Annotated in this window: 22 protein-coding genes; 12 read left to right on the top strand and 10 right to left on the bottom strand. The window is 51.9% G+C overall.

Annotation, left to right across the window (positions count from 1 at the left end; translation table 11 throughout):
• Positions 1 to 18: 18 nt before the first annotated feature.
• Positions 19 to 1,149, bottom strand: a complete 1,131-nt coding sequence (locus ACT9TW_RS06725) for a hypothetical protein (protein WP_446491943.1) — start codon at positions 1,147 to 1,149, stop codon at positions 19 to 21.
• 318 nt (positions 1,150 to 1,467) lie between these two features.
• Here ACT9TW_RS06725 and ACT9TW_RS06730 point away from each other — a divergent pair, with 318 nt between their 5' ends.
• Entirely contained in the window at positions 1,468 to 2,061 is a 594-nt protein-coding gene (locus tag ACT9TW_RS06730; protein WP_446491944.1) for a LuxR C-terminal-related transcriptional regulator, read from the top strand.
• A gap of 83 nt (positions 2,062 to 2,144) precedes the next feature.
• Here ACT9TW_RS06730 and ACT9TW_RS06735 read toward each other — a convergent pair whose 3' ends face one another.
• From ACT9TW_RS06735 to ACT9TW_RS06760, 6 genes are all read right to left on the bottom strand, one after another.
• Positions 2,145 to 2,435, bottom strand: coding sequence for a hypothetical protein (locus ACT9TW_RS06735; RefSeq protein WP_315687584.1), 291 nt, complete (start codon positions 2,433 to 2,435; stop codon positions 2,145 to 2,147).
• Position 2,436: 1 nt separating this feature from the next.
• Complete coding sequence (locus ACT9TW_RS06740) at positions 2,437 to 2,844, bottom strand: hypothetical protein (RefSeq protein ID WP_446491945.1); 408 nt, start codon at positions 2,842 to 2,844, stop codon at positions 2,437 to 2,439.
• Positions 2,845 to 2,908: 64 nt separating this feature from the next.
• On the bottom strand, positions 2,909 to 3,391 hold the full coding sequence (locus ACT9TW_RS06745) for a ribonuclease (RefSeq protein ID WP_446491946.1): 483 nt from the start codon (positions 3,389 to 3,391) through the stop codon (positions 2,909 to 2,911).
• Between the two features lie 17 nt (positions 3,392 to 3,408).
• Positions 3,409 to 3,858: a lysozyme gene (locus tag ACT9TW_RS06750; protein WP_446492691.1), complete on the bottom strand. Its 450-nt coding sequence runs from the start codon at positions 3,856 to 3,858 to the stop codon at positions 3,409 to 3,411.
• Positions 3,858 to 4,460 (bottom strand): DUF2589 domain-containing protein, encoded by a 603-nt coding sequence (locus ACT9TW_RS06755; protein ID WP_446491947.1) that lies wholly within the window; start codon positions 4,458 to 4,460, stop codon positions 3,858 to 3,860. The genes ACT9TW_RS06750 and ACT9TW_RS06755 overlap by 1 nt, the downstream gene beginning before the upstream one ends.
• Before the next feature lie 74 nt (positions 4,461 to 4,534).
• The gene (locus ACT9TW_RS06760) at positions 4,535 to 5,092 is read right to left on the bottom strand and encodes a DUF2589 domain-containing protein (protein ID WP_182063305.1); all 558 of its coding nucleotides are present in this window, start codon (positions 5,090 to 5,092) and stop codon (positions 4,535 to 4,537) included.
• A 206-nt stretch (positions 5,093 to 5,298) separates the two neighbouring features.
• Between ACT9TW_RS06760 and tyrB the strand changes: the two genes are divergently transcribed.
• The 3 genes from tyrB (at position 5,299) to ACT9TW_RS06775 (ending at position 7,936) form a co-directional block, all read left to right on the top strand.
• Complete coding sequence (gene tyrB / locus ACT9TW_RS06765) at positions 5,299 to 6,492, top strand: aromatic amino acid transaminase (protein WP_446491948.1); 1,194 nt, start codon at positions 5,299 to 5,301, stop codon at positions 6,490 to 6,492.
• Between the two features lie 260 nt (positions 6,493 to 6,752).
• Positions 6,753 to 7,466, top strand: a complete 714-nt coding sequence (gene aphA / locus ACT9TW_RS06770) for an acid phosphatase AphA (RefSeq protein ID WP_166718272.1) — start codon at positions 6,753 to 6,755, stop codon at positions 7,464 to 7,466.
• A 116-nt stretch (positions 7,467 to 7,582) separates the two neighbouring features.
• Positions 7,583 to 7,936, top strand: a complete 354-nt coding sequence (locus ACT9TW_RS06775; protein WP_446491949.1) for an MmcQ/YjbR family DNA-binding protein — start codon at positions 7,583 to 7,585, stop codon at positions 7,934 to 7,936.
• Between the two features lie 3 nt (positions 7,937 to 7,939).
• On the opposite strand, the gene uvrA is transcribed toward ACT9TW_RS06775, so the two are convergent.
• Positions 7,940 to 10,762 carry an excinuclease ABC subunit UvrA gene (uvrA, locus tag ACT9TW_RS06780; RefSeq protein WP_182063308.1) on the bottom strand — a complete coding sequence of 941 codons (2,823 nt, stop codon included), beginning with the start codon at positions 10,760 to 10,762 and terminating at the stop codon, positions 7,940 to 7,942.
• Between the two features lie 251 nt (positions 10,763 to 11,013).
• On the opposite strand from uvrA, the gene ssb1 reads away from it, so the two are divergent.
• The gene (gene ssb1 / locus ACT9TW_RS06785) at positions 11,014 to 11,538 is read left to right on the top strand and encodes a single-stranded DNA-binding protein SSB1 (RefSeq protein WP_014068526.1); all 525 of its coding nucleotides are present in this window, start codon (positions 11,014 to 11,016) and stop codon (positions 11,536 to 11,538) included.
• Positions 11,539 to 11,615: 77 nt separating this feature from the next.
• Here ssb1 and ACT9TW_RS06790 read toward each other — a convergent pair whose 3' ends face one another.
• Positions 11,616 to 11,897, bottom strand: coding sequence for a YjcB family protein (locus ACT9TW_RS06790; RefSeq protein WP_014068527.1), 282 nt, complete (start codon positions 11,895 to 11,897; stop codon positions 11,616 to 11,618).
• Positions 11,898 to 12,377: 480 nt separating this feature from the next.
• Between ACT9TW_RS06790 and ACT9TW_RS06795 the strand changes: the two genes are divergently transcribed.
• Positions 12,378 to 13,781: a diguanylate cyclase gene (locus tag ACT9TW_RS06795; protein ID WP_446492692.1), complete on the top strand. Its 1,404-nt coding sequence runs from the start codon at positions 12,378 to 12,380 to the stop codon at positions 13,779 to 13,781.
• A 339-nt stretch (positions 13,782 to 14,120) separates the two neighbouring features.
• Entirely contained in the window at positions 14,121 to 15,689 is a 1,569-nt protein-coding gene (locus ACT9TW_RS06800) for an EAL domain-containing protein (RefSeq protein WP_446492693.1), read from the top strand.
• A 5-nt stretch (positions 15,690 to 15,694) separates the two neighbouring features.
• Here the strand turns inward: ACT9TW_RS06800 and soxS are convergent, their stop codons facing one another.
• Positions 15,695 to 16,021 (bottom strand): superoxide response transcriptional regulator SoxS, encoded by a 327-nt coding sequence (soxS, locus tag ACT9TW_RS06805; RefSeq protein WP_003860277.1) that lies wholly within the window; start codon positions 16,019 to 16,021, stop codon positions 15,695 to 15,697.
• 98 nt (positions 16,022 to 16,119) lie between these two features.
• Between soxS and soxR the strand changes: the two genes are divergently transcribed.
• The 5 genes from soxR to ACT9TW_RS06830 all read left to right on the top strand — a co-directional run bounded on the left by soxR (position 16,120) and on the right by ACT9TW_RS06830 (position 22,334).
• The gene (soxR, locus tag ACT9TW_RS06810) at positions 16,120 to 16,578 is read left to right on the top strand and encodes a redox-sensitive transcriptional activator SoxR (RefSeq protein ID WP_014068530.1); all 459 of its coding nucleotides are present in this window, start codon (positions 16,120 to 16,122) and stop codon (positions 16,576 to 16,578) included.
• A gap of 331 nt (positions 16,579 to 16,909) precedes the next feature.
• Positions 16,910 to 17,581: a glutathione S-transferase family protein gene (locus tag ACT9TW_RS06815; protein WP_182063511.1), complete on the top strand. Its 672-nt coding sequence runs from the start codon at positions 16,910 to 16,912 to the stop codon at positions 17,579 to 17,581.
• Between the two features lie 298 nt (positions 17,582 to 17,879).
• Complete coding sequence (gene ghxP, locus ACT9TW_RS06820; RefSeq protein WP_446491950.1) at positions 17,880 to 19,229, top strand: guanine/hypoxanthine transporter GhxP; 1,350 nt, start codon at positions 17,880 to 17,882, stop codon at positions 19,227 to 19,229.
• A gap of 149 nt (positions 19,230 to 19,378) precedes the next feature.
• A complete protein-coding gene (locus ACT9TW_RS06825) occupies positions 19,379 to 21,025 on the top strand; it encodes a Na+/H+ antiporter (RefSeq protein WP_182063311.1) in 1,647 nt (548 codons plus the stop codon).
• Between the two features lie 151 nt (positions 21,026 to 21,176).
• On the top strand, positions 21,177 to 22,334 hold the full coding sequence (locus tag ACT9TW_RS06830) for a DDE-type integrase/transposase/recombinase (RefSeq protein ID WP_315685889.1): 1,158 nt from the start codon (positions 21,177 to 21,179) through the stop codon (positions 22,332 to 22,334).
• Positions 22,335 to 22,402: the final 68 nt, after the last annotated feature.

A 22,402-nucleotide genomic window follows, 5' to 3' on the forward strand; every position in this document is an offset into this window, starting at 1 on the left:
GCGATCCCGCCACCAGACTTATTTCAACACGTTGTAGATGGCCTGGTTGGTTAAGTAATCCGATGCCAGCCCCGATACTGGGCTAAAGCGAGTACCCTGCACGGACGAGAACGGTTTTCCGGTACTGCCCAGAGAAACGTAACGCTCCCCCTGATCGTTCTCAGAAACCGTATATACCGTTTTTTGCATCTGTGCGAATTGCCCCGCATTACGCTGGTTTGCCTGATGCAGTTCCAGCAGCTGTAATCCGCTCAGATTCAGCGTTTTATCCAGGCTTACTCCCCATCTTTGCAGGCACACTTCAGCGAAATGCCGCACGATCGTTCCCGGTTCATGCAGCACTTTTTCGCCACTGTCGCCATTTGCGGAAGCATTGCCTACCAGCGTCGCATGTCGCCCTGACATCGGGTAAATATGCACCGCCGTCGCGTTGTCGGTATCCGGGACCACGCACGAGAAACCTTTCGAGCGCTCGTCTCTGGCGTAGAAGGCCACATACTCTTTGACATTGCGGCCAAGCGTGACCTTCTCCGTTTGGAAGTTCCCCATGCCCGGCACCGGATCGATGGCAAAAATGTTCACCGGAATAGTGGCCAAAAGCGGATCGGCCAACATTGCATTGGCGAGCATATGGCAGCTAATTCCCCCGCGGCTCCAGCCTACCAGGTTAACCTGAGTTGGCAGGATTTGCCCTTTGCGGAAGGTCTTGATGATCTGCTGCTGAAGCGCCTGCTGCGTCACTTTGCGATCACCATAGTCATATTTACGCCACCAGAAAGAGCCAGTCACTTCGACATCCTGGATGGGGACTCCCGCTTTTTTTAGCTGTTCATAATTCTCCTGGGTCAGCTTTTCGCGCTGCCAGTCAACGTGGCCTTTAATAATATTGATGGCATGTTGCACGTTTTCCTTCCAGCCACTGCCCACAAGCTGTCCGCGAAGTTGCGAATAATCGCCGCTTTTTACCCACAGCTCATCGCTTTGCAAATTGCCGCTTCCTGGCCCATCAAGAATGACCCATTCGGCAAACTCTTTGCCTTTGTTGTTCGCGGCCAGTGCGGAAATTAATTCGCCATTCCAGTAATTAGCATGAGAATCATCGAATTTATTAGATCCGGTACCACAAAAAAATACTGTTAATGTCGTCATAAATAACCTCGTTAAAATATTACTGTATAGGTGGATGACACAGTTGCCTTTTAATAATAAGTGTCAGGGTTATATTTAAAATATGCCGATAAGCCTGGGCTTTTTCTGATAGAAATGGTTTTTCGGGTTGTATTTTATTAAGGCTGTATTTTTCGTTAAGCGCTGCTTAACTTCTTGATCAGGGAATATGACATTCGCCTTATGCCGAATGCTGTTTTTACAGTTCGGGAATAGCACTCATACTCATTTTCGGAAAAGGTTGATTGAATAATTCAAGGAATGGAAATCACACGAGGTTACGCTGCGATGAATATATTGATGATCGATGAATTGCCGATCTACATTCACGGTATGAAGACTGAGCTGAAAAGAGTCATGCCGGAATGTACCGTTTTTGCTACAAACAGCTTTGAAGATGCACAGACTATTCTGGCGTCAATGCCGGTAAACATTATTTTGCTCGACGGTGAAATGAAATGCAGTGATTTCATCAATAGCCTGACGTCCAATTGGCCCACATTACCGATTGTGGTGATGTTAAGAAAAGCGACAGACAGGATATTTAATTTTTACATTCGACAAAATGTAAAAGGCATTTTCACCAAAGAGATTCCGGTAGAGAAAATCAGTCAGATATTAAGCATGGTTGCTTCCGGGGTGGTCTGCTTCCCCGAGCAGGCGGTGGTTCACCGGGAACAGCCCGTTAGCGCATTACCGATCCACTCTCTGAGCCGTCGGCAGCAGGAAGTTCTCAAACTTCTGGCCAACGGAGGAACAAATAAGCAAATCAGCAGACAACTCAACATCAGTGCGGGTACGGTCAAAGTGCACCTCGAGTCAATCTTTCATCGGCTTCAGGTAAACAACCGCACCCAGGCCGCAATGCTCTATTTTAAATATATTGCTAATTAGACAACACGCCGTAAATTTTTGCACTATGATTGTCATGTTAAATAAAAGCGCAACAAGTGGGCCTTGTTGCGCTTTTATCGTGTTTAGTGAGATTGCGATTTGAAATAATAGATAACAACAATTAAGGTTCCGAAATCTTGTAATAACCAAAAAGGGAAGCTGTCGCTCAAAATGTCAGCGCCTGTCAAAATGAATTTAACGTTTAAGCTGCTTTCGCCAAAAAAGCCAAACGCCAGTGCTGCCAAACCGACTTTACAGAGTGTCGGCAAAGCGTGTACGCGTCGGCTGTAGGCCGCAAATAATATCAATAGCGACGTCACCAGATCGACAACAATAATAAAAGGCAGAACCCATCCATTCATTATGTTAAGCATCTTATTCTCCATCAGGTTTGTTGTTATTTAAATCAGGCTGAGGGAGTGACTCATTTCTGACTTTGCTTTTGATGACGCTGGCAACATCAAAAATATCGCGCTGTTCATGACGGCGAAAGAAGTTAGCCAGCCAAACAATCAGTCCATTGCTCATGGCGCCCAATATGTACCCTAAACCCAGCGTAATATCGGCCTGGTTAAGATCTATTTTCAGCCAGCGGGCTGCTAACCCTCCTAACGCCACCGCGGCCCCCATACTGATACCACCAAAAATGATGCCCGCCATAAACCGGCTGTGCTGGTGCAACCGCTGTGGTTGCCAGAAAAAAGAGATACTTACACCGCCAAATAAACCTGAAAAAGCCAGTAATGCTTCACTGATAAGCGTAGGGAGATAGTTGTCAGACATGACGTTATCCTCAACAAAGATAAAACCCCGGTAAATGGGGTTTTATCACCGTGACAGGGGCGGATTATTGGCAAGGTTCCAGCTCAGCCAAATGCTGATACTTATCGGTTGTGATAAACCGCTGTTGCCCGGAAAGGCTGTAAATCAGGTGCTTAGGGCTGCGATAGCCCTTCTGGACGTCGATGTCTGCGCTGAGCCACTGTTGTTTTGCGGGCAAAGCCGGGTTTGCGTAGCTATCGCCGCCAATCCATTTTTTGTTGGTGGGTTTTACCCCCCAGAGTGTCTCCATTTCACTGCCGGACCAGCCAAGACGTTTTGCTTCGTGGGTCGTGATATAGCGATCGGGCAGGCGGCCAAAGTTCTTGATATTGCGCAGCGTGGTCGCAAGGTCAGTCACGTCGTTAACTGGCGCGACGCCTTGCTCAGATAAAAACGTATTGGTCTCTTTAATTTCATCTTCGCAGGTTTTCAGGGCGGCGCTGGCCTGCATCGCAGCAGAAAGGGTGACGGCCAGAACAGCGACGTTTATGAAAGTACATGTTTTCATCGTATTTTCCTGTTTAATTAACTGAGAAATAACTTCATTTCCGCCTCACGGCGTCGGGTAAGGCCAGTCAACACTTTGCCGCCCGCTTTGTTCCAGCTTTTGAACTGGAGCGCTGCGCCGTCGATATCCCCGGCGTTAAATTTCTTCAGCAGGGTCGATTTCTTTAAATTGCCGACGCCAAGGTTGAAGGCAAACGACACCAGTGCATCGAACTGGCTTTGGCTTGCGCTGTGGATCAGCAGCTTTTTAACGCCATCCTCTGTGCGCTTCAGGTCTTTGCGCAGCAGGGTTTTGGCTTCGCCAGTGGTGATTTTGATGAGTTTTTCCATCTCCTCTTTGAGGATCAAATGGCCGTAGCCGATGGTCCACAAACCTACGGCGTCGCGATAACGCTCCAGCTTCAGTCCTTCAAAATGGCAAATCAGCTCGACGCCTTTATCGCCGGTGCTATCAGGTTGTTTTTGCATCATGGAGTCTCCTCTGCTCTGGGACGGGGAATGACTTTGTTGGTGTATTCGTCGATCAAACGCATCACGCTTTCCGGCGGGGGTAATGCGGTAAATTGCATCTCCACATCGACGTGGCGGCTATCGCGCCCACCTTTGCTGTCGCTTGAGGGCGAAAGGCTGACGTGGAAGCGACCAAACTCGTTTTCACCCTCCTGCTGCGACGGGGTTTGCATCCCTTCGGTGCGGATCGTGAGGTTGACCTTCATTTTTTCCAGCATCAGCCCGCGCGGGGTGGAGAGCGCGACCAGCGGCAGGTCGAAATAGTGCTTTTCATCCAGCGCCAGCTGAACGGTGCGGGGGATCAGCGAGCCGTCGTCCGCCGGTTCAAAAAAAGGGTCCAGCGCCTTCATATACTGCTGGGCGATCATTTCATTGGCTGCCGTCGCCGCGTATTGCATTCCCCGGGTAATATCTTCAAGCGTGACGGGTACGCCCGGAATATCTGCGGGAGGCGGTGGATTATTTCCCTTTACCGGAGGCGGCGTTCCCTCAGCCTCTTTCTCCGTCTTATTCTCTGGCTCCTCATCCTTGTTGCCGCGTAGCCATGTTTTAAAAGACATAATTCACTCCTGAAGTGAGGCCGCCGACGGCAGCCTCATGCGTTAGGGAAAAGCAATACTCTGCTGGCGAGCCGTTACTGCGCCGCGACAGGCTTGGTTTTGGCGTTGGTGAGGTAATCAATAACGCGTTGCAGCGCTTCAGGCGGTTCCTGACGTTTGATCTGCGTGTGAATGGAATACTTGGCGCGGGTGTCGGTGGAGCGAGTTTGCTCCGATTTATGCGATACCTTGCCGGTCATTTTGGCTTTGAACACGCCCCAGCCGATGGACGCTTCAACGGAGGCTTCCGCTTCAGTGCTGCTGGAGCTGGCTTCGCTCTGGCTCACTTCCAGCTCGAAGTCGATGGTGCCGTCTTCAATGCAAATGATTGGGTGAGTGATGGCCGCCAGCAGCGGGATGCTCATTTTGCGGGTGACGCTGCCTTTGCTAACGCCTTGCTCGTCCACCACCGTTTCGTCGTAATCGAACTCAATGGCGACGGCTTTACCGTCTTTAATACAGACGGAAAGCAGGAAATCGGTATACGACTTGCTGGCCTGAACCTGCGCTTTGATCATTGCCTGCAGCGGGCCGCCGATCATATGTTCCAGCGGCAGGGCGTTAATGACTGAACCAATAAATTGTGAATCCATAATGTGAACTCCTTGAATCAGTGAATGCGCGGATGCGCAGGGTTCACATTACGGCAGGGCGAGAGCGTGAAATATTGGGCAAATGACACGGGGCGAGAGTGCAAAAAACCTATGCCGATCGCAGGATGCGGGGAAAGGGTGGTTTTACGGGAGGTTCCGGTTTATTGTTGAATTCCCTGCCTGATAATAATCTGGAGAACCATCGCGTGTTTCAGAAAGTTGACGCCTACGCCGGCGACCCCATTCTCTCCTTAATGGAGCGTTTCAAAGAAGATCCTCGCAGCGACAAAGTGAACCTGAGCATTGGTCTGTATTACAACGAGGATGCCATTATTCCTCAGTTGCAGGCTGTTGCAGAAGCCGAAGCGCGTCTTAATGCTGTACCACATGGCGCATCGCTTTATCTGCCGATGGAAGGGTTAAATGCCTACCGTAACACCATCGCGCCGCTGCTGTTTGGTGCCGATCATCCGGTGCTTGCGCAAAAACGCGTCGCCACCATCCAGACGCTGGGCGGCTCGGGTGCGCTGAAAGTCGGCGCAGACTTCCTGAAAAAATATTTCCCTGATTCCGGCGTGTGGGTCAGTGATCCTACGTGGGAAAACCACATTGCTATCTTCGAAGGTGCGGGTTTTAAGGTCGCGACTTATCCGTGGTTCGACAATGAAACCAACGGTGTGCGTGTAGAGTCACTGCTGGAAAAACTGAATACCCTGCCAGAGCGCAGTATTGTGCTGCTGCACCCTTGCTGTCATAACCCAACGGGCGCAGACCTCACCAATGCTCAATGGGATGCGGTGATTGAGGTACTGAAAGCGCGCAACCTGATCCCGTTCCTCGATATTGCCTATCAGGGTTTTGGCGCAGGTATGGATGAAGATGCCTACGCGATTCGCGCCGTTGCCAGCGCCGGATTACCTGCACTGGTCAGCAACTCGTTCTCGAAAATCTTCTCCCTGTATGGCGAGCGCGTAGGCGGCCTGTCTGTGATCTGTGAAGATGCTGAAGCCGCAGGGCGCGTGCTGGGTCAGCTGAAAGCGACCGTGCGTCGTATCTACTCCAGCCCACCAAACTTTGGTGCGCAGGTTGTGGCGACCGTTCTCGGTGACGAACAGCTGAAAGCGTCCTGGCTTGCCGAAGTGGAGGCCATGCGCAAACGTATTCTGACGATGCGTCAGGAACTGGTTAACGTGCTGAAAGAGGCCGTACCGGGACACAATTTTGACTATCTGCTTAAACAGCGCGGGATGTTCAGCTACACCGGTCTGAGTGCGGCACAGGTTGACCGTCTGCGTGATGAGTTCGGCGTTTACCTGATTGCCAGCGGCCGTATGTGCGTAGCCGGCCTGAATGCCAGTAACGTACAGCGCGTGGCACAGGCATTTTCTGCTGTAATGTAAGTACTCACTCACTGAGCTATGTAGGCCGGGTAAGGCGTAGCCGCCACCCGGCTTTTTTTGTACCCGTGTAAAAGATTGCCCGGTGGCGCGGCGCTTACCCGGCCTGCGTCTCTCATCCACGCTTTGTGATCTTCTTCTTTTTATTCAGATCCATAAGCAAAAACTCCTTTCATTCGACTCCCCCAGGGGTTATGGTCGGGTAGTTTTTTGACCATTCGCTCAAAATAAAACGATAACAAACTGAATATTCAGGGGAAAATATGCGCAAGATCACACTGGCGCTCAGCGCCGCCTGCTTATTGTTCTCGCTTAATAGTGCAGTCGTTGCGCGAGCTTCCGCGCCCACACCGGTTTACACCGGAACCACCGCCGCCATTCTTGCTGAGCAAGCACCGATCCACTGGGTTTCTGTGGCACAGATTGAAAACAGCCTGATGGGCCGCCCGCCGATGGCCGTGGGTTTTGATATCGACGACACCGTCTTGTTCTCAAGCCCGGGTTTCTGGCGCGGTAAAAAAATGTACTCACCGGACAGCGAAGCCTATCTGAAAAACCCGGAATTCTGGGAAAAAATGAATAATGGCTGGGATGAGTTCAGCATTCCGAAAGAAGTGGCTCGCTCACTGATTGCCATGCACGTTAAGCGTGGCGACAGCATTTTCTTTGTGACCGGACGCAGCCAGACCAAAACCGAAACGGTATCCAAAACCTTGCAGGACGATTTTCTGATCCCTGCCGCCAATATGAACCCGGTTATTTTTGCGGGTGATAAACCTGGCCAGAACACCAAAACGCAGTGGCTGGAGCAGAAAAATATCAAAGTGTTTTATGGTGATTCTGACAACGATATCACCGCTGCTCGTGATGTAGGTGCCAGAGGGATTAGGGTGTTACGCGCCTCTAATTCGACCTATCGACCACTGCCGATGGCGGGGAGTTTTGGCGAAGAGGTGATTGTGAATTCTGAATACTGAGGTATGCTGATTTTTTGAACAAATCAGGCCTGCCGGGTTTACCTTTTGTCGTCTTGCTGCACACTTAAAGAGGCAGGTACTCAGGTCGTGTTCAACCCATTTACAGGTGAGCAAAGATGACAATCTCGGAGATACTTCAATATTGCATGAATAAGCCCGGCGCAGAGCAAAGCGTCCACAGTGACTGGAAAGCCACGCAGATAAAGGTTGGCGATGTGCTGTTTGCCATGGTGAAAGAGGTTGAAGGTCGCCCGGCGGCATCGCTGAAAACCAGCCCGGAGCTGGCTGAACTGCTACGCGAGCAGCACCATGATGTCCGGCCAAGCAAGCATCTCAATAAAGCCCACTGGAGCACCGTCTATCTTGATGGCTCGCTGCCTGGCTCGCAAATTTACTATCTGGTGGATGCGTCTTATCAGCAGGCCGTTGAACTGTTGCCGGACACGACCCGACAACAGCTCTCCGTGTGACGATTACAGCAAAGGCTTGAGGAAACGTGCGGTGTGCGAAGCTTCGCACTCTGCAACGGTTTCTGGCGTACCGGACACGAGAATTTCACCGCCGCCGCTACCGCCTTCCGGGCCGAGATCCACAATCCAGTCTGCAGTTTTAATCACATCGAGATTGTGCTCAATCACCACAATGGTATTGCCCTGATCGCGCAACTGATGCAGTACGTCGAGCAACTGCTGGATATCCGCAAAGTGCAGGCCTGTGGTCGGTTCATCCAGAATGTACAGCGTCTGACCGGTGCCGCGCTTGGACAGTTCGCGCGCCAGCTTCACGCGCTGCGCTTCACCGCCGGAAAGCGTGGTCGCTGACTGCCCCAGACGGATATAGGTCAGCCCCACATCCATCAGCGTTTGCAGTTTACGCGCCAGCGCAGGAACGGCATCAAAGAACTCGCGCGCCTCTTCAATGGTCATATCCAGCACTTCGTGGATGGTCTTGCCTTTGTATTTAATCTCCAGCGTTTCGCGGTTATAGCGCTTACCTTTGCACTGGTCGCACGGCACGTAGATATCTGGAAGGAAGTGCATCTCTACCTTGATAACACCGTCGCCCTGACAGGCTTCACAACGACCGCCGCGTACGTTAAAGCTGAAACGTCCTGGCGTATACCCGCGCGAACGGGATTCCGGCACACCGGCGAAGAGTTCACGTACAGGCGTGAACACACCGGTATAGGTTGCCGGGTTGGAACGCGGCGTGCGGCCAATCGGGCTCTGATCGATATCGATAACCTTATCGAAATGCTCCAGCCCCTGAATATCGCGGTACGGTGCTGGTTCTGCGAGCGTTGCGCCATTAAGCTGGGTCTGCGCAATCGGGAACAGCGTATCGTTGATAAGCGTCGATTTACCGGAACCGGACACGCCGGTAATACAGGTGAACAGGCCGACTGGCAGCGTCAGGGTTACGTCTTTCAGGTTGTTGCCGCGCGCCCCAGTCAGCTTCAGTACTTTTTCCGGGTTCGCCGCCACGCGTTGTTTCGGTACCTCAATTTTGCGCTTGCCGCTCATGTACTGGCCGGTCAGCGATTCCGGCACCGCCATAATATCCTTGAGCGTCCCTTCCGCCACGACCTGGCCGCCGTGCACGCCTGCGCCCGGGCCGATGTCGATAACGTGGTCGGCGGCGCGAATGGCATCTTCATCGTGCTCGACCACAATCACCGTGTTGCCGAGGTTACGCAGGTGGATAAGCGTACCGAGCAGGCGTTCGTTATCGCGCTGATGCAGGCCGATAGACGGCTCATCCAGCACGTACATCACGCCCACTAAGCCCGCACCAATCTGGCTTGCCAGGCGGATACGCTGTGCTTCACCACCGGAGAGCGTTTCAGCCGATCGGGAAAGCGTCAGGTAGTTCAGACCCACGTTCACCAGGAATTTCAGGCGATCGCCAATCTCTTTCAGCACTTTTTCGGCAATTTTCGCGCGCTGTCCGGAAAGCTTCAGGTTAGTGAAAAAGTCCATCGCGTGGCCGATGCTCATATCTGAGATGGTCGGCAGCGCCGTGTTTTCGACAAACACATGACGCGCTTCGCGACGCAGGCGCGTGCCGTCGCAGGTGGCGCAGGAGCGGTTGCTGATAAACTTCGCCAGCTCTTCACGTACTGCGCTGGATTCCGTCTCTTTGTAGCGGCGCTCCATGTTGTGCAGCACGCCTTCAAACGGGTGACGGCGCACGGAGGTATCGCCACGATCGTTCATGTATTTGAATTCGATGTTCTCTTTACCGGAACCGTACAGCACCACTTTGTGTACCGTCGGGTTCAGGCTGCCCCATGGGGCTTCAACATCGAATTTATAGTGCTCTGCTAACGACTTGAGCATCTGGAAATAGTAGAAGTTACGCTTATCCCATCCGCGAATAGCGCCCCCAGCCAGCGACAGCTCCGGGTTCTGAATCACGCGGTCTGGATCGAAATACTGCTGAACGCCCAGCCCGTCGCATGTTGGACATGCACCCGCCGGGTTGTTGAACGAGAACAGGCGTGGTTCAAGCTCGCGCATACTGTAGCCGCAAATTGGGCAGGCAAAGTTAGCAGAGAAGAGCAGCTCTTCGGCTTTTGGGTCGTCCATGTCGGACACCACGGCGGTGCCGCCTGAGAGTTCGAGCGCCGTTTCAAACGATTCGGCCAGACGTGTTGCCAGATCCTCGCGCACTTTGAAGCGGTCAATCACCACTTCGATGGTGTGTTTCTTCTGTAATTCCAGCTTCGGTGGATCAGACAGGTCACACACTTCTCCGTCGATACGGGCGCGGATGTAGCCCTGGCTTGCCAGGTTTTCCAGCGTTTTGGTGTGCTCGCCTTTACGCTCTTTAATGATAGGGGCGAGCAGCATCAGGCGTTTACCTTCCGGCTGCGCCAGCACGTTATCGACCATCTGGCTCACGGTTTGCGCGGCCAGCGGTACATCGTGGTCCGGGCAGCGCGGCTCACCAACGCGTGCAAACAGCAGGCGCAGGTAGTCATGAATTTCGGTAATCGTACCCACCGTTGAACGCGGGTTATGTGAAGTCGATTTCTGCTCGATAGAGATAGCAGGTGACAACCCTTCAATGTGGTCAACGTCCGGCTTTTCCATTAACGACAGGAACTGCCGGGCATAGGCGGAGAGCGATTCAACGTAACGACGCTGTCCTTCGGCGTATAAAGTGTCGAAAGCCAGTGAGGATTTGCCAGACCCCGAAAGCCCGGTCACGACGATGAGTTTGTCGCGAGGGATAATGAGGTTGATATTCTTGAGATTGTGGGTGCGGGCGCCCCGAACTTCGATCTTATCCATTCACCTTTCCCGGTAGGAACACTGTTTGCCTGGTTTGTTTGAAGGACAACCGGCTGTCAGAAACGGCTAATTATGACACAAATTGACCTGTTTGAATATACAGTATTGGAATGCATTTTCTGATTCGCTGTGTAACAATGTTCAGTTCGCGAGAGAAGTCTGGAACATGCTACGCAACTATCAAAGTGGCGTATGGAAATGGTACACTCGCGCGTTTACACTATTAAGAAACGTATTCAGGAGACACGAACATGGCCAGCAGAGGCGTAAACAAGGTGATTCTCGTCGGTAATCTGGGCCAGGACCCGGAAGTACGCTATATGCCGAGTGGTGGCGCAGTTGCCAACATTACGCTTGCTACTTCCGAATCCTGGCGTGATAAAGCGACCGGCGAAATGAAAGAGCAGACCGAATGGCACCGTGTTGTGCTGTTCGGCAAACTGGCTGAAGTGGCGGGTGAGTACCTGCGTAAAGGTTCTCAGGTTTACATCGAAGGCCAGCTGCGTACCCGTAAATGGACCGATCAGTCCGGCGCTGAAAAATACACGACCGAAATCGTGGTAAACGTCGGCGGCACCATGCAGATGCTGGGTGGCCGTCAGGGCGGTGGCGCACCAGCAGGTGGCGGCCAGCAGCAGGGCGGTTGGGGTCAGCCTCAGCAGCCACAGGGCGGCAACCAGTTCAGCGGCGGTGCACAGTCTCGTCCACAGCAGCAGTCTGCTCCGGCGCCATCTAATGAACCGCCAATGGACTTCGACGACGATATCCCGTTCTGATTTCTGTCAGGCATAAAAAAACCTCGCAAATGCGAGGTTTTTTATTGTGCTCATCAGTACCTGCAGGAATGACTCTGTCAGGTAATCACCATCGGCCAGTCCGGCGGGGTGTGGCTCATTGCTTCAACCATGACGACTTTCACGTTTTCCCAGATGGTTGCGATATCCAGCAGGGTGATGCCAAGCAAGCCCGTTGCAAACCAACATGCCGCGCCCAGTCCCAGCACGGTGCTGATCACTGCAAGGCCAGCGTAGTCAGATTTACGAAATTGAATGTTCAGCGTGCTGGCTAAAAACATCAATACCGCACTGAACAACGGCCAGCGCAGGAGAACCATGCTGGTGGTAATGGTTGCCATAAACCTATCCTCGAAAAGCAGACGAACGACTGAAACAATGTTTTGAGTTACATGATATGTGTGAACTATATCACACTTGGTGTTTTATTCGCCAGTATCAGGAAGATGAAAAGAGGGGCAGGTATAGACACGAGATATGCTTTTGAACGTAAAGTGAAAATATATCTTTGCAGGCTAATGGTGGGCTTTCCTCACTCTTTGTAATGAATTCATTGGGATAGCGAAACCTCTGCAATATTTCAAAAGTTGTATAACGTTTACAGCATAAAACCTATAGATTATGCTTGAGTGGACAAATAAATGTACTCGTAGCTAATAATTCAGGTTTTTGAATTTTTTGGTTTTTTTCTGTTGCGTATCATTTTCATTACACACAGAGTGTTATTTAATTATTCTGAATTTTTATTCAGTAATTAACGGTTTTTTGAATCTGAATATATGTTGCGGTCGATCTATCATTTAATGACCTGCGAACAAATGATGAAAGAAAAACGACGCGATATTGTTAACGACAGTATGCAGGCGCTGCACGCACTGGCAAAGCTTATGCCACTGCTTAATTCTCAGTGCTCTTTATCGGAAATGCTGGACACCATTAACCGGGTTTTAGGTTCAACACTTGCCTGGGTCAGCGTTGATGACGATGATGGATTGCAACGGGTGGTGTGTGCAGGTGACGTCACCTGTCACTCTTTTGAAGTGATTGATTTTCTTGCCAGTACCTCGCTGCAACGCCATCACCGATCGTGGCGGGTGGTTTACTGGAAAGAGCATATCGGACGCGCGCTTTTTCCTCCTCAACACCCGGGCTACACGCAGTTGCAAAGCGGTGTTTTATGCAAACTCTCTTCACACGACTGGCACTGTAGCGGTTATTTCTTTTTAGCGTTTGATGAACGACTCAATTCTCTCCCTATCCTCAAAAATATCGTGGTGGTGCTGGTTGAGAAGCTAAAAGACTATTTTGAAGAGATTATTGCGCGAGAAAAGACAGCGCAAGAAATGCAGCGGGTTGTCACGCAGTATAAAACCTTGTTCGAGAGAGCTCCGGTGCTAATGAACTCCTTCGACAAACACAACCGTTGTGTGTTGTGGAATGCGGAATGCGAAAAAGTGTTTGGCTGGAGTATGGCAGAGGTCGCCGCACATTCCGATCCGTTGGTACTTTTCTATCCTGATCCTGAAGAGCGCCGACGGGTGCGGGAGTCTGTGCATGTTTCCCCCCTTAAAGACATGTATGAATGGCACCCCCTGCGCAGAGACGGGATGCAGCTGACTATTCTGTGGTCTAACATTCTGTTACCCGACAACTCGATTCTGAATATTGGTCTGGACATTACCGAGCGGAAAAAAGCAGAGCAGCAGCTGGCGGTTAAGGCAACTACTGACGATCTCACCGGCTGTTTTAACCGCTCAGCAATTTTGCAAAAGCTTAAATCGGCGCTGGCGGCGATTTCGCGACAGGATGCAGACAGCCACTTTTGTGTGCTGATGTTCGACCTGGATTATTTTAAGCAAATCAACGACGAGTGGGGACATTTGGTTGGCGATGCCGCACTGATCCATTTTTGCGACCGGCTACGGGAGTTAAGTCCGACAGGTTCTGCACTTGGGCGAGTGGGTGGCGAAGAATTTTTACTTTTGCTGGCGCGAACTGACGGCGATGCCGCAACACGACTCTCCAACCAGTTACGTCACATATTGAAGACAAAACCCCTGATGGTCGGCGACAGAAAACTGGAGCTCGCGTTTAGCGCGGGTGTTGTGGAGGTGGGGCAGGGTCAGCGTGATACCTCGACATTACTCACGCGAGCAGATAAAGCATTATATGATGCGAAGCGTGCAGGAAGAGGAAAAACAGTGCTGGCTTCTGATTATTTATAAATCGAATCAGGGATGGCTTACCACCAAATAGGATAAAATTTCATGCTCAACATGTTCTTTTTTCATGCTGCCAATAGTTTAGCTTAATCACCGATCCTCTGTTGTGTTATCTTAAAACCTCCCGCTCAGACTGGATAATTATTTTCCTTAATAGAAACGGAACGAATACTTTCAGTTTGGCTTACGGGAGAATATTATCGGCATAACGAAAATTAAGATTTTTAATACTAAAAGTCAGTTGCTAACTTCGCATGATTCATGCAACGTAATCACCTGTTTATCAAAGCATCCGGCCTTCATTACTACAGGCGTACAAAATGCAGGGATATAGGGCGGGAAATGAATCGTAGCGCACGGCGCAAGATGCTAAGGGTGGTAGGGATCATCATGGTAGTTCTGCTACCGGTGATGCTTGCGCTATGGTTTGCCCAGCTAAGAGCCGTAACAGAAACAAGTGCCCAATTACGAACATTTGCCGAGCTGGCGTTAGATAAAACAGAGCTTGTAATTCAGCAGGTTGACCTGGCGCGTGATGACGCTGAAAAATATCGGGGTAAATTGTGTACGCCTACACATCGTCAATATATGTTGAACGTTGTGCGTGGTCGCTTGTTCGTCGCTGATTTAATTTATGCCGAAGGTCAGAATTTTCTTTGCTCGACAGTTCTTACGCCTGAACAACCTTACTTAATATCCTCCGCCAATTACAAACGCAAACCTGATGTTGCTATCTATTATTATCGTGATACGCCATTTTTTACCGGTTATAAAATGACGTATATGCAGCGCGGGAATTATGTCGTCGTGGTTAATCCACTTTCTTACAGCGAGGTGATGTCGGCCGATCATTCGCTGGCGTGGGGAGTATATGACACCGTTACCAATGCATTTTTTTCAGTCAGTGCGCAGGCCAACGTTTCATTATTAAATTCGATGATTCGACATAAGGAATCGACATTTCAAAAAGATGAGCGTTTTTACACGATTGTAAATTCCGAAAAACGCCCTATTGCCGCCATCGTCTCGACATCGAATAAACGTTTTTATGAAACGCTCTATCACCAGGCAACCCTGACGCTGCCGCTGGGGATGATTTGCAGCGTTATTATACTGCTGGTGTGGTCACGTACGCATCGTGAGCTCAATTCACCTGGACGATTGTTGCACCGGGCGCTGAATAAGCGCCAGTTGTGCGTTCATTATCAACCCATCATTGATATTAAAAATAACCGCTGTGTGGGTGCGGAAGCCCTGCTGAGATGGCCTGGATTTAACGGTCAGATAGTGATGAGCCCTGCGGATTTTATTCCGCTGGCCGAAAAAGAAGGGATGATTGAACGCATTACCGATTATGTCGTTGAAGAGGTCTTCAGCGATCTGGGTAATTTCCTTGCCGCAAATCCCCATCTTTATATTTCGATTAACTTATCGGCTGCGGATTTCCACTCCTCGCGCCTGATCGCCCTGATCTCGGATAAGGCCCGCTTCCACTCGGTTCGTGCACAGCAGATCAAAATCGAAGTAACAGAACGTGGTTTTATCGATGTCCCTAAAACGACACCGGTTATCCAGGCGTTCCGCCAGGCGGGTTATGAAGTGGCTATCGATGACTTCGGTACAGGCTACTCGAACCTGCATAACCTCTATTCCCTGAACGTCGATATCCTCAAGATTGATAAATCTTTCGTCGACACGCTGACAACTAACAGCACCAGCCACCTGATTGCAGAGCACATTATCGAAATGGCGCAAAGCCTGCGCTTAAAAACCATCGCGGAAGGGGTGGAAACGGCAGAGCAGGTGAGTTGGCTGTTAAAGCGTGGCGTGCAATATTGTCAGGGATGGCACTTCGCGAAAGCGATGCCGCCGCAGGAATTTATGACCTGGCAGCAGCAACCTTTGCACTAAACGCATTAATTCAACTGATGGCGATAATCGCTCGGCGTGCGGTCGAACTCGCGACGGAACACGCGGGAAAAGGTCTGTTGCGACACATAACCCAGATCCATGGCGATATCAAAGATAGGCCGTTGCGTAGAGCGCAATGCCTGCGCTGCCAGCAGTAGCCTGCGCTGACGTATGTAATCGCCCAGCGTTTGATGCATGACTGTGCGGAACATTCTCTGTAAATACCATTTCGAATAGCCCGACTTCTTAGCGACCACATCAATGTTCAACGGTTGGTCGATATGTTCATCAATCCATTCAATAAGTGTCTGAATAATTTGCTGATGCGACATAAGGTTGCCCCTCTGTAGATACAACTATCTCTGTTGATTCGTCGTTTTCTCTGCGGGGGAGTATAATTCCTCAAGTTAACTTGAGGTAAAGAGGTTTTATGGAAAAGAGATTACCGCGCATCAAAGCGCTCTTAACCCCTGGAGAAGTGGCAAAACGAAGCGGTGTGGCGGTATCGGCGCTCCACTTCTATGAAAGCAAAGGGTTAATTAAAAGTATTCGTAATGGCGGGAACCAGCGTCGTTACACCCGCGATGTGCTCCGTTACGTGGCCATTATCAAAATTGCGCAACGAATCGGAATTCCCCTGGCCACCATCGGCGATGCGTTTGGCGTTCTGCCGGAAGGACACACACTGAGCGCAAAAGAGTGGAAGGAGCTTTCCTCCCAGTGGCGTGACGAACTGGACAGGCGCATTCATACCCTGGTGGCATTGCGCGATGAACTGGACGGCTGCATTGGCTGCGGATGTTTATCACGCAGTGATTGTCCGTTGCGTAACCCGGGAGACAAACTCGGCGAGCAGGGGACAGGGGCGCGCTTACTGGAAGAGGATTGAGGAGATGCGCAGCCGGTTTGCCGGGTAAGGCGTAGCCGTCGCCCGGCAAAAACACCGCACCCTATAAAGAACTAAAGCGCCACATAAAGGGCGCTTTAGTTTTTCCCGGTCTTTGTCTTTCACTCTATCCCGCTGGTTCACGGGAGGGTTTCCCCCGACATCAGCACCCCTCATGTCGAGCTAGTTGGGGAGGTTCCGGATTGTGCTGACACTTTAATTCTATGCAAGGAGCTGATTTTCGCCAGCGATTGAGTTCACTTTTTAGCCAAATTATTTTCGCGGTGTTATTCAATTTTCTATAGTTAAACAGTGTGAATCACAGGAGAACATGATGCTCACCGTACACCATCTTAATCAGTCGCGTTCGCAGCGTGTGATTTGGGCGCTGGAGGAACTCTCTCTGCCTTATCAGATAGTTCGCTATCAGCGTGAAAAAAACATGCTGGCACCTGCTGCGCTTCGGAAAGTGCATCCGCTGGGTAAATCCCCGGTGATTGAAGATAACGGACTGATTCTGGCAGAGTCGGGAGCCATTCTGGAATATCTCCAGGAAACCTATGACGCAGAATTTCAGTTTAAACCGCGGGATCCTGCGCATAAGGTGCAATACCGTTTCTGGCTGCACTACGCAGAAGGTTCTCTTATGCCGCTGCTGTTGATGAAGCTCGTTTTTGCAAGCCTTGGAAAACCGCCTATCCCGTTTGGCCTACGGGCCCTGGGTAAGGTACTGGGGCAAGGTGTACAAAAGGCCTGGCTCAATCGACAGCTGGAAACACACGCGCGCTATATCGAATCTTATCTTAGCGAAAATAGCTGGTTTGCCGGTGAGCACTTCAGCATGGCCGATATTCAGATGAGTTTTCCGATTTTTGCGCTGCTGGCGCGAGGTGGCGTTGAAAACCTGCCGCATATTCATGCCTGGAAGAAAAGGGTGGAAATGCGCCCGGGATGGCAGCGTACACTCGAACAAGGCGGGCCGTTCGATATTCCAGGTGAAGGCTGAAATGTTACTAAATTGCGCATAGACGATAACGTTTGCGCATCCTCTGGTTAATTCTTCAGCGTCATAAGGTAATTTTAGTGAAAAACGAGAAAGTTAAGTTGAAAAGGGCGGTGATTAGGCTAGATAATCGTTTGCCTTAATTTGACCACCCGTTTTGTAAGCGCGGAGCTAAACGTTTGCTTTTTTTGTGACGCCCCTATTCGTCACAAACGTAGCACAAGGATTTGACGTTTTGCTGGCAGTGGAGTCTCCACCACGTTTACGGACTTTCTATAAAAACTCTCAGGGGATGTTTTCTATGTCTACGCCATCTGCGCGTACTGGCGGTTCACTTGACGCCATGTTTAAAATTTCTGCACGCGGCAGCACCGTGCGCCAGGAAATCGTTGCCGGTCTGACAACGTTTCTGGCGATGGTTTATTCCGTCATCGTTGTGCCGGGGATGCTCGGTAAAGCGGGCTTCCCGCCTGCGGCTGTTTTTGTTGCCACCTGCCTCGTGGCCGGTGTGGGCTCCATCGTGATGGGCCTGTGGGCGAACCTGCCACTGGCCATCGGCTGTGCCATCTCTCTGACCGCATTTACCGCATTCAGCCTGGTTCTGGGTCAACACATCAGCGTACCTGTTGCGCTCGGCGCCGTGTTCCTGATGGGTGTCCTGTTTACGGTGATTTCCGCAACCGGCATTCGTAGCTGGATTTTGCGCAACCTGCCGCACGGTGTGGCACACGGTACGGGTATCGGTATCGGCCTGTTCCTGCTGCTGATCGCGGCTAACGGTGTTGGTCTGGTTATCAAAAACCCACTGGACGGCCTGCCGGTTGCCCTGGGTCACTTCGCCAGCTTCCCGGTTATCATGTCTCTGATTGGCCTTGCGGTGATTATCGGTCTGGAAAAACTGAAAGTCCCGGGCGGTATCCTGCTGACCATTATCGGTGTTTCCGTTGTTGGCCTGATTTTCGATCCGAGCGTTCATTTCTCCGGTATCTTCGCTATGCCATCCCTGAGCGATGACAAAGGCAACTCCCTGATTGGCAGCCTGGATATCGTTGGTGCGCTGAACCCGGTGATCCTGCCAAGTGTACTGGCGCTGGTGATGACAGCGGTGTTTGATGCCACCGGTACCATCCGTGCGGTAGCAGGCCAGGCGAATCTGCTGGACAAAGACGGCCAGATTATCGATGGCGGCAAAGCGCTGACCACCGACTCCCTGAGCAGCGTCTTCTCAGGCCTGGTGGGTGCCGCGCCGGCAGCTGTGTACATTGAGTCCGCAGCAGGCACGGCGGCAGGCGGTAAAACCGGCCTGACAGCCATCACTGTTGGTGTGCTGTTCCTGTTTATCCTGTTCCTCTCCCCACTTTCCTACCTGGTGCCTGCGTATGCAACGGCACCGGCGCTGATGTATGTCGGCCTGCTGATGCTGAGCAACGTGGCTAAAATCGACTTTGCTGATTTCGTCGATGCCATGTCAGGCCTGATTACGGCGGTGTTCATCGTGCTGACCTGTAACATCGTTACCGGCATCATGATCGGTTTCGCATCGCTGGTGATTGGCCGCCTGGTGTCCGGTGAGTGGCGTAAGCTGAACATCGGTACTGTGGTCATCGCCATTGCACTGGTCGCGTTCTACGCGGGTGGCTGGGCGATTTAAGTTGTCGATATATGCGAAAACGGGTGGCTTTGGCCGCCCGTTTTTATTTTCGGAACACACATCGTTGCCAATTGCGTTACTCTCTGGAAGATAGAATAGAGGCACGACGCCTTCCGTAGTACACAAGAATCATCGCAAACAGGGAACGCATGGAAATCTTTTTCACAATACTCATCATGACCCTTTTGGTCTCGCTATCCGGGGTGGTCACCCGCGTACTGCCCTTTCAGTTACCCCTGCCATTAATGCAAATTGCTATCGGTGCGCTGCTGGCATGGCCGACCTTTGGTTTACACGTCGAGTTCGACCCGGAGTTGTTCCTCGTGCTGTTTATCCCGCCGCTGCTGTTTGCTGATGGCTGGAAAACCCCGACGCGCGAATTCCTGGAGCACGGGCGAGAGATCTTCGGCCTGGCGCTGGCGCTGGTGGTGGTGACGGTGGTGGGGATAGGGTTCCTGATTTACTGGGCGGTGCCGGGTATCCCGCTGATTCCGGCCTTTGCGCTGGCGGCGGTGCTGTCGCCAACCGATGCCGTGGCGCTGTCCGGCATTGTAGGTGAAGGCCGTATTCCGAAGAAAATCATGGGCATTTTGCAGGGTGAGGCGCTGATGAACGACGCCTCCGGTCTGGTCGCCCTGAAATTTGCCGTGGCCGTTGCGATGGGCACGATGGTCTTTACCGTCGGCGGCGCGACCCTGGAGTTCTTTAAGGTGGCCATTGGCGGTATCCTGGCAGGCTTTGTGGTGAGCTGGCTGTATGGCCGTTCACTGGGCTTTCTCAGCCGCTGGGGCGGTGATGAACCTGCTACGCAGATTGTTCTGCTGTTCCTGCTGCCGTTCGCCTCCTATCTGATTGCTGAACATATTGGCGTGTCGGGCATCCTCGCGGCGGTTGCGGCAGGGATGACCATCACCCGCGCGGGCGTAATGCGCCGTGCGCCGCTGGCGATGCGTCTGCGTGCGAACAGTACCTGGGCGATGCTGGAGTTCGTGTTTAACGGCATGGTATTCCTGTTGTTAGGCCTGCAACTGCCGGGCATTCTGGAGTCTTCACTGGTGGCGGCAGAAGCCGATCCCAACGTCGAAACCTGGATGCTGTTCACTGATATCGTGCTTATCTACCTTGCGCTGATGCTGGTCCGTTTTGGCTGGCTATGGACGATGAAGAAATTCAGCGTGCGCTTCCTGACGAAAAAACCGATGGAGTTCGGGTCGTGGACCACGCGTGAGCTGCTGATTGCCTCATTCGCCGGGGTGCGCGGGGCGATAACCCTTGCTGGTGTGCTCTCCATTCCGCTGTTGTTGCCGACTGGCGATGTCTTCCCGGCCCGTTACGAGCTGGTGTTCCTGTCGGCGGGCGTGATCCTGTTCTCGCTGTTTGTCGGTGTGGTCATGCTACCTATCCTGCTCCAGCATATCGACACGGGGGATTCGACTCAGCAGCATAAAGAGGAGCGTATTGCCCGCGCAGCAACGGCAGAAGTGGCGATTGTCGCGATCCAGAAAATGGAAGAACGACTGGCATCAGATGCCGAAGAGAACATCGACAACCAGCTGCTGACGGAAGTGAGTTCACGCGTTATCGGGAACCTGCGCCGCCGTGCCGACGGACGAAATGATGTGGAAAGCTCGCTACAGGAAGAGAACCTGGAGCGCCGCTTCCGCCTGGCGGCGTTGCGTTCAGAGCGTGCCGAGCTGTATCACCTGCGCGCCACGCGTCAGATCAGTAATGAGACGCTGCAAAAACTGCTGCACGATCTGGATCTGCTGGAAGCGCTGTTGATAGAGAATCAGTAGCGCTGTTTTGCCGGGTGGCGGCTTCGCCTTACCCGGCCTACGGTTCGAACGTAGGCCCGGTAAGCGCAGGGTATGAACCGGAAACATGGGTAACACTTTAGACCGGATACATGGGTAACAGTTATAACTGGCATAGAAGAGGAGACTCGCTATGCCCTGGACTGAGACCCAACCTATGCAACGCCTTGATTTTATCCGTGCCTGCCATGCAGGTACGGCCTCCTTCTCCGCTCTTTGCCGTCTTTTTGGTATCAGCCGTAAAACCGGCTACAAATGGCTTGAACGTTTTGACCCTTCTGACCTGTCATCCCTCTCTGACCAGTCGCGCGCTCCGCATTCCCACTCCCGGACAGTTCCTGATGATATCGTCGGGCATCTGACTGCCCTGCGTCAGAAACACCCTGACTGGGGGCCGAAAAAACTGCGGATGTGGTTGCTCAATCACCATGTCGATTTTGCCGTACCTGCCGCCAGTACTATCGGCGATATCCTCAAGCGTGAAGGGCTGGTTCCGGATAAAAAGAGAAAACGCAGAACACCGGGTAATCGCCAGCCGCTGACCACCATCAGTGAGAACAATCAGGTCTGGAGTGCTGATTTTAAAGGCAAATTCAGGTTGCTGAGCGGGGAGTACTGCCATCCCTTCACTCTGACCGACAATCACAGCCGGTATCTGCTGTGCTGCCGGGGAACACACCGGGAGAGTGAGCCCTTTGTCAGAGCGTGCCTGACTGATGCATTCCTGGAATATGGTCTGCCGGAAGTGCTCAGAACCGATAACGGTCAACCTTTCGCGGGAACAGGCATAGCCGGATTAAGCCGTCTTGCAGTCTGGCTAATCAAGCTGGGCATCAGGCCGGAACGTATCAGAAAGGGACACCCGGAAGAGAATGGCCGCCATGAACGAATGCACCGCTCCCTGAAAAGTGCGGTGAAATATGGCAACACCTTCATGACGATGGAAGAACAACAGCGGTGGTTCAGTGACTACCGGGAAGAGTTTAACCACGAGAGGCCGCATGAAGCCCTGGCAGGTGCAACGCCCGGAACGGTGTGGCAACCCTCGGGCCGACACTGGGATGGCAGAGTGCCTGAATATGTTTATCCGACAGGGGGCATGGTCTACAGGGTGAAATCGAGGGGAACACTGTATATGGGAAAAAAGGGGACCGTGTTCCTGAGTGAAGCACTGACTGGTGAGTACATAATGCTGAAAGAACAAGATGATGGCCTGGAAGCCATCATCTTTAATGGAATAACACTTGCGTACTACGACAGTAAAACCCAGAGTGTGCTCCGGATAGACTAAAAGTGTTACCTATGTTCCCGGTCTGATCTGTCACCTATGTATCCGGTCATACAGCAGCGCCACCGGGC

It is taken from the genome of Enterobacter sp. C4G1, assembly GCF_052886895.1.

Bases quoted from the DNA above. Each gene is read 5' to 3' on its own strand.
- ACT9TW_RS06830 (WP_315685889.1), top strand. From the start codon at position 21,177: ATGCCCTGGACTGAGACCCAACCTATGCAACGCCTTGATTTTATCCGT.
- soxR (WP_014068530.1), top strand. From the start codon at position 16,120: ATGGAAAAGAGATTACCGCGCATCAAAGCGCTCTTAACCCCTGGAGAA.
- ACT9TW_RS06825 (WP_182063311.1), top strand. From the start codon at position 19,379: ATGGAAATCTTTTTCACAATACTCATCATGACCCTTTTGGTCTCGCTA.
- ACT9TW_RS06790 (WP_014068527.1), bottom strand. From the start codon at position 11,897: ATGGCAACCATTACCACCAGCATGGTTCTCCTGCGCTGGCCGTTGTTC.
- ACT9TW_RS06800 (WP_446492693.1), top strand. From the start codon at position 14,121: ATGAATCGTAGCGCACGGCGCAAGATGCTAAGGGTGGTAGGGATCATC.
- ACT9TW_RS06755 (WP_446491947.1), bottom strand. From the start codon at position 4,460: ATGTCTTTTAAAACATGGCTACGCGGCAACAAGGATGAGGAGCCAGAG.
- ACT9TW_RS06795 (WP_446492692.1), top strand. From the start codon at position 12,378: ATGAAAGAAAAACGACGCGATATTGTTAACGACAGTATGCAGGCGCTG.
- ACT9TW_RS06730 (WP_446491944.1), top strand. From the start codon at position 1,468: ATGATCGATGAATTGCCGATCTACATTCACGGTATGAAGACTGAGCTG.
- ghxP (WP_446491950.1), top strand. From the start codon at position 17,880: ATGTCTACGCCATCTGCGCGTACTGGCGGTTCACTTGACGCCATGTTT.
- ACT9TW_RS06725 (WP_446491943.1), bottom strand. From the start codon at position 1,149: ATGACGACATTAACAGTATTTTTTTGTGGTACCGGATCTAATAAATTC.
- ACT9TW_RS06740 (WP_446491945.1), bottom strand. From the start codon at position 2,844: ATGTCTGACAACTATCTCCCTACGCTTATCAGTGAAGCATTACTGGCT.
- soxS (WP_003860277.1), bottom strand. From the start codon at position 16,021: ATGTCGCATCAGCAAATTATTCAGACACTTATTGAATGGATTGATGAA.
- ACT9TW_RS06750 (WP_446492691.1), bottom strand. From the start codon at position 3,858: ATGCAAAAACAACCTGATAGCACCGGCGATAAAGGCGTCGAGCTGATT.
- ACT9TW_RS06775 (WP_446491949.1), top strand. From the start codon at position 7,583: ATGACAATCTCGGAGATACTTCAATATTGCATGAATAAGCCCGGCGCA.
- ACT9TW_RS06815 (WP_182063511.1), top strand. From the start codon at position 16,910: ATGCTCACCGTACACCATCTTAATCAGTCGCGTTCGCAGCGTGTGATT.
- ACT9TW_RS06735 (WP_315687584.1), bottom strand. From the start codon at position 2,435: ATGCTTAACATAATGAATGGATGGGTTCTGCCTTTTATTATTGTTGTC.
- ssb1 (WP_014068526.1), top strand. From the start codon at position 11,014: ATGGCCAGCAGAGGCGTAAACAAGGTGATTCTCGTCGGTAATCTGGGC.
- aphA (WP_166718272.1), top strand. From the start codon at position 6,753: ATGCGCAAGATCACACTGGCGCTCAGCGCCGCCTGCTTATTGTTCTCG.
- ACT9TW_RS06760 (WP_182063305.1), bottom strand. From the start codon at position 5,092: ATGGATTCACAATTTATTGGTTCAGTCATTAACGCCCTGCCGCTGGAA.
- uvrA (WP_182063308.1), bottom strand. From the start codon at position 10,762: ATGGATAAGATCGAAGTTCGGGGCGCCCGCACCCACAATCTCAAGAAT.
- ACT9TW_RS06745 (WP_446491946.1), bottom strand. From the start codon at position 3,391: ATGAAAACATGTACTTTCATAAACGTCGCTGTTCTGGCCGTCACCCTT.